This window comes from Paenibacillus sp. Marseille-Q9583 (assembly GCF_976954365.1).
Map to the genome: position 1 here is coordinate 22769 of NZ_CDRJTB010000079.1, position 6489 is coordinate 29257.

The 6489-nt window shown below is 42.4% G+C and carries 5 protein-coding genes; 4 read left to right on the forward strand and 1 reads right to left on the reverse strand.

Annotated features, from left to right (window positions below):
- Positions 1-44: 44 nt before the first annotated feature.
- From ACWNM1_RS26255 to ACWNM1_RS26270, 4 genes are all read left to right on the forward strand, one after another.
- Positions 45-1025, forward strand: a complete 981-nt coding sequence (locus ACWNM1_RS26255) for a substrate-binding domain-containing protein (RefSeq protein WP_449603259.1) — start codon at positions 45-47, stop codon at positions 1023-1025.
- Positions 1026-1138: 113 nt separating this feature from the next.
- Complete coding sequence (locus ACWNM1_RS26260; protein WP_449603260.1) at positions 1139-2749, forward strand: response regulator; 1611 nt, start codon at positions 1139-1141, stop codon at positions 2747-2749.
- The gene (locus ACWNM1_RS26265; protein WP_449603261.1) at positions 2746-4530 is read left to right on the forward strand and encodes a cache domain-containing sensor histidine kinase; all 1785 of its coding nucleotides are present in this window, start codon (positions 2746-2748) and stop codon (positions 4528-4530) included. The genes ACWNM1_RS26260 and ACWNM1_RS26265 overlap by 4 nt, the downstream gene beginning before the upstream one ends.
- The gene (locus ACWNM1_RS26270) at positions 4527-5516 is read left to right on the forward strand and encodes a substrate-binding domain-containing protein (protein ID WP_449603262.1); all 990 of its coding nucleotides are present in this window, start codon (positions 4527-4529) and stop codon (positions 5514-5516) included. Before ACWNM1_RS26265 ends, ACWNM1_RS26270 begins: the two co-directional genes overlap by 4 nt.
- A gap of 65 nt (positions 5517-5581) precedes the next feature.
- Here the strand turns inward: ACWNM1_RS26270 and ACWNM1_RS26275 are convergent.
- On the reverse strand, positions 5582-6489 hold a 908-nt coding region (locus tag ACWNM1_RS26275), incomplete at its 5' end, for a LysR family transcriptional regulator (RefSeq protein ID WP_449603263.1).

Sequence of the window (6489 nt, forward strand, 5' to 3'; positions counted from 1 at the left end):
ATACGGAGTGATATACAAAGCAAATGACGAGGGGGAAGATTTAAATGAAACAACGTCGAAGAGGGATTATCATGCTTGCCAGTTTGTTACTGGCTACTACCTTACTTGGTGCTTGTAACAACAGTGATAGCAAAAAGAGTGCCTCCGGTTCAGACAAACCATATATCCCAGTTATTTCAAAAGGCTTCCAGCATCAATTCTGGCAAGCGGTGAAGCAAGGAGCCGAGAAGGCTGCCAAGGAGTTTAATGTCGAGATTACGTTTGAAGGACCTGAAAATGAGAGTCAGGTAGATAAACAAATTGAGATGCTGCAGACGGCGCTAGATAAGAAACCAGCAGCAATCGCGTTAGCAGCTCTCGACAGCAAAGCAGCGATTCCATATCTGGAAAAGGCAAAGGAAAACAATATTCCAATCATTGGCTTTGACTCTGGTGTAGATAGCGATATTCCTTTAGCAACCGCAGCGACTGACAATAAAGCGGCAGCAGCTTTGGCAGCTGATAAAATGGCTGAGTTGATCGGCAAAAAGGGTAAAGTAGGTTTAGTTGTACATGACCAAACAAGCAGCACAGGTCAACAGCGTCGTGATGGCTTCTTAGAACAAATGAAAGCGAAATATCCAGATATTGAAGTGTTAGAGCCGCAATATGGCGGCGGAGATCAGTTGAAGTCCACGGATCTTGCAAAAGCGATGATGCAAGCCAATCCGGACCTTAAAGGAATCTATGGCTCAAACGAAGGATCTGCAGTAGGAGTAGCTAATGCAGTAAATGAATTACAGATGGGTGGTAAGATTGTGGTTATCGGCTTTGACTCCGGTAAACAGTTAATGGATGCTATTCGTAGTGGTGTTGTAGCTGGCGCTGTTACACAGGACCCCATTGGTATTGGGTATCAAGCGGTAAAGGCAGCTGTGCAGGCGATTAAAGGGGAAACCGTAGAAAAGAATATTGATACCGGGTTTCACTGGTATGATAAAAACAATATAGATTCCGATGAGATCAAACCTCTGCTGTACGAATAGAAGAGATTAATAATAGAGGTTGCCTCAAGAAGGCAACCTCTATTATGCTTATCCCAAAAGGTAAACATTTACATTACATGTACTCGATGAGTCAATAGCTGAGGAGGTGTTGGATGTATAAGATTATTCTAGTTGATGATGAAGACGAGGTTCGTGAGGGGATTAAACAGAAGATTGCATGGAATAATCATGGTTTTGAACTTGTTGGAGATTTCGATAACGGCAGAGATGCCCTTGATGCAGTCGAGCAGGTTCGACCGGATGTGATTATTACAGATATTTGCATGCCCTTTATGGATGGACTAGGATTGGCTAAAGCTGTAATGGAACGATACCGAGACATGAAGGTCATAATCGTAACTGGTTATGAAGACTTCGAATACGCTAAACAGGCTATAACCTTGAAGGTGACGGAATATTTGTTAAAACCAATTAATGCTCGTGAGTTTGCCGAATATCTAAGCAAGATGAAGCAGGATTTGGATGAAGAGCATTTACAAAAGGCCAATATCGCTAAGCTTCGTATGCAATTAAATCAGAGCTTTCCTTTGCTTCGCGAACGTTTTCTGGAGAAGCTTGTTACTACTCGTATGAAAAACGACGAGATCGAGAATAAAATGAATTATTTTCATATACAGCTGCAGGGTGAGGCTAACGTTGCAATCGTAATCGATATAGAAATGGACAATCGTAGCCTGGATATTGCTTCTGATGCTGAGCTACTGCGCTTTGCTGCTTTTAACATTGTGCAGGAGCAATTTGAGAAGGAGCAGGGTGGTGTCGTATTTCAGACGAGAGATGGGAAAATCGCTGCGATATTATCAGGGGATTCCGATGAGATCGAAGTCACAACACAACTTCTTGCAGATCAAGTACAAACCAGCCTGAACAAGTACTTGAAGCTGACGGCTACCATCGGCATCGGTAGAAAATACGCTGATTTACAGCAAATTCCACAATCATTCCAGGAAGCGATTTCATCCATAGAATATCGGTATCTTTTAGGCATAGATAAGGTTATCTCCATACAGGATCTTGAGTTCGGAAAAGGATTGGATCAAGCACATTTCTCTTCATGGGAAAAGCAATTCATATCCGCGTTGAAGACAGGTAAAGCATCAGCGATCTCAGAGGTTCTCTCAAAATGGTTTCAGGAGCTAAAGAGCAATAGCTCTTCTATAGAAGACTGCCGCAGTAGCATCTACCAAATGCTCGTCTCTCTAATGAACTATGTGGTCGATATCGGATTCCCAAATACAGAGCTTGTTTCACATAATATGTTTGCTGAGGTTGCAGCCCTTAAGACTATAGATGAAGCTAGGAATTATTTGGAGAGAACATGCCATGAGTTGATACTCAAGCTTTCGGAACAACGAACAACCGTCAGAACATCTCAGATGAAAGCAGCAGAAGCTTATATTCGGGAGAATTATTGTAATGACAACTTTTCACTTCATGAGCTGTGCAGCCATATTTTTATGAGCATCAGTTATTTCAGTGCGACTTTTAAACAGCATACTGGAGAGACTTTTATTGAGTATTTGACTCGTCTCCGTTTGGAAAAAGCTAAAGAGCTCCTTACCGTCACACAGTTGAAGACCTATGATATCGCTGCTAGAGTTGGCTATGCTGATCCTCAGTACTTTAGTGTGATTTTCAAACGTAATGTTGGGATCACACCGAAGGAATATCGACAGCGACAGAAGGAGAATCTCCTTCTATGAAACCTCATCGCTTCTTCCGAAGTCGAAGTATTCATAATAATATCGCTATTTCTTTTTCCCTTCTTATTCTCTGCACAACTATAGTTCTGAGCTATACTTCATACCGACTCTCCTCAGCTGCCGTCATGGGGAACTCCGTAGCCTATACTTCACAATTAATAGAACAAGTAAAACTGAACATCGAGAATTATATTAGCAACATGGAGAGTATTGCTGCTTTGGTATTAACTAGTAGTGATCTTGAGAGATATGTAAAAGGTTCGAGTTCGGGACAAGAAGGGAAGGTCAAAGATAAGCAGTTAGCCAGCCAATATCTTCGATCTGTCGTCCAATCCCGCACCGACATTTCTTCTATAGTGTATGCGAGCTCGGAAGGCATAACGGTTTCAGATCGACTGGACGCGGTTTTGAAACCGCTTCCAGAATTGATGGCTCAAGAGTGGTATCAGCAAGCTTTGAACCAGACGGGAGTGGCTGTCTCCTCTTCACATGTGCAGCACTTATTTCAGGATGAGTATCGTTGGGTAGTATCGATCAGTAGAAAGCTTTCTGATTCTTTTTCTGAAATGGAAGCAGATCGACAGGGTGTGCTACTCGTAGATCTTAATTACAGCGTTATTAACAATTTGTGCAAACAAATCGAACTGGGTAAGCGCGGTTATGTATTCATAGTGGATCCTTCAGGGAGCCTAGTCTATCATCCTCAACAGCAGCTGATCTACTCGCAGCTTAAGTTTGAGCAATTGGAAACCGTTCTTGGGATTATAAGCGGGTCGGTTACGGTGAACACTGGGAACGAACAGAAACTGTACACGGTGGATACAACCAGCTTTGGCTGGAAGATTGTAGGGGTGACCTATCCGGATGATCTGGTTGCTAACAAACAGCAGATGCAAGGAACCGCCGCTTTATGGGGAGCTGTAAGTCTGGTCTTTGCCATGGCAATATCCGTGCTTCTTTCGTACGCATTGACCAAACCGCTCAAAAATTTAGAAATTAACATGAAGAAGGCTGAACGCGGAGAGTTCGACATTCGCGTGGAGATTGAAAGTACGAACGAAATCGGCAAGCTTGCCCGAACATTTAATCTGATGATCATGAAGATTAAAGAGTTAATGAGCCAGATTGTGATGGAGCAAGAGATGAAGCGTGTGAGTGAGTTGAAGGCATTACAAGCACAGATTAAGCCCCACTTTTTGTACAATACGCTAGACTCGATCATCTGGATGGCAGAGACCGGTAAGATGGAGGAGGTGGTCGAAATGACCTCATCATTATCGAAGCTGATGCGTTCTACGATTGGTGAAGGCGAGGAATTGATTCTGATCGCAAGAGAATTAGAACATATTCTCCACTATCTAACGATTCAGAATATGCGCTATCGCCATAAATTCACATATTCGATAGAAGTGGATGAAGACATTCTTGAATGTAGTATATTGAAATTGGTCCTTCAACCCTTAGTTGAAAATGCGATTTATCATGGGATAAAGCATAATCCTGAGCAAGGGCACATTCTGATTAGAGGTAAAAGAGAGCAAAACGATATTACCATTCAGGTTATTGATAATGGTGTTGGTATGAATCCAGAGCAGATGAACAAGTTATTGCTTCAAAAGGCAGATTACAGGATTGGCAGTGGGGTTGGCGTCGCAAATGTGAACCATCGCATTCAGTTATATTTCGGGGACCATTACGGGTTGTCTTTTACGAGTGAAATGGAAGAAGGTACGACGGTCACTTTAAGAATTCCTGCGCTCTATGAGGAGGAGAATCCATGAGCTCACTATGGTCGAAAATAGGCTTGTCTGCTCTACTGGTAATCTTCATTGTAGCGCTCGGGTGGGTAGGTTATCGTATGTTTATGAACGATCTTGATCCAAAGGTCAGAACCATTATCTACGTTCCTAAGACTATCGATACCAGTATTGAATTCTGGGAGGTAATGAAACAAGGAGTGGCGACTGCTGCCAAGGAATTCGGTGCAGATGTCCATACGGTAGGAACAGATACCGAGCTAGATGTAGATAAGCAGATTCAATTACTGGAACAGGCGATGGAGGAGAAGCCCGATGCCATTATTTTAGCTGCTACCGACTATTATCGTCTCGTTCCGGTTGCAGAGCAGATTAAGGATGCTGGTATCACTCTTATTACGGTGGATTCGGGACTGAACGGCGGTGTATCGGAGAGTTTTATCGCTACAGATAATTACGAAGCAGGACGTAAAGCAGCGCAGAAGTTGATTGAAAATATTCAAAGCGACGATCAAGTCGCCATTATGAATTTTGTACAAGGCTCCGCTACAGCTATCGAGAGGGAGAAAGGGGTTCGGGATGCTTTATCTCAGAATGGAGTTAATCTTGTACAGGATACCCTTTACAGTAACGGATCTTCGAAGAAGGCATATCAATTAACTGTTGATCTTCTAAAGAATCAGCCACAACTAAAGGGAATCATTGGCTTAAATGAGCCCTCTACATTAGGTGCGGGACTGGCAATTATGGATATGGGCTTAAAATCAAAAGTGAAGCTGGTTGGGTTCGACAATTCCAGTAGTGAGGTTCAGTTGCTGGAGAACGAAACGATGCTGGGAACGGTGATTCAAAAACCTTTTACTATGGGGTACTTGGCTGTGAAAACTGCAATTGAAGTCGTTTCAGGTCACAAAGTAGCTCCTGTTATGGATACAGGCTCCGAATTCATTACGAAGGAAAATATGTACACAAGTGAGAATGAAAAGTTAATGTTTCCCTTTATAGAATAAGCAAATAAGAGCGCTCAAAACCATTTTGGCTTTGGGCGCTCCCTTTTATAAAATAGGAGGACCTATTAGTTGTTGTTTAATATATCGGCAAAAGATTGCTGCAATGGCGTTAATATATGATCTTTTCGCCAAGCCAGTACAAAACCACCGCTCTCAGGCAACACTCCCGGTAGAGGAGCATAACAAAGACGACCTAACGCAAGTTCTGCTTCAATGCTAACTCTAGAACAAATGCCTACGCCATCTCCCTCGCTAACTAACATCTTTAGAGTCTCAGGTGAATTCAACTCGGATCGGTTCCACATGCGAATATGATTTATTTCTGCCCATTGATCCGCAAATCCCCGTAAACAAGAACCACCCTCATACTGAATCCAAGGCTCAAGCGCGATCTGTTCTGGTGTTAACTTCTCTATAGTTGCAAAAGGGTGACCAGGGGCAAAAATGAGTACAGGCTCGTCGCGGACAACCAGCTGAAAGTTAAAGGATTCATCATGCCAATCAGATGTGTGTAAAATAGCCATTTGAATTTCCCGGCTTCGGAGTCGTTCCTTTAACAAAGTATCACTTTGGATCGACATTGAATTATTAATCCCAGGATATTGTTTCATGAATTGGATTAGCGCTTTAGGTAAAATATAAGTTGCAGGTATATAACTTGCTTCCAGCTTTAAAGTACCTTGTGTTGGTGAAGAAAACTGTTTAACAGTACGTTCAGCTTCGGCTGTAAGTGAGACAATCTTGAGCGCATATTGATAAAGGGCCCGACCCGCATCTGTGAGCAGTACTCTTCCACTTCGATATTGGAATAAAGGCGTTCCAAATTCATTCTCTAGATTCTTCATATGAAAAGATACTGTGGGTTGTTTAAGGCCTAATTCAGCAGCTACATCGGTTACTTTCTTATATTTTTCAAGTAGGATAACGATCTTTAACTTCATAATATTCATGACTTTCCTCCGTACAATGATAA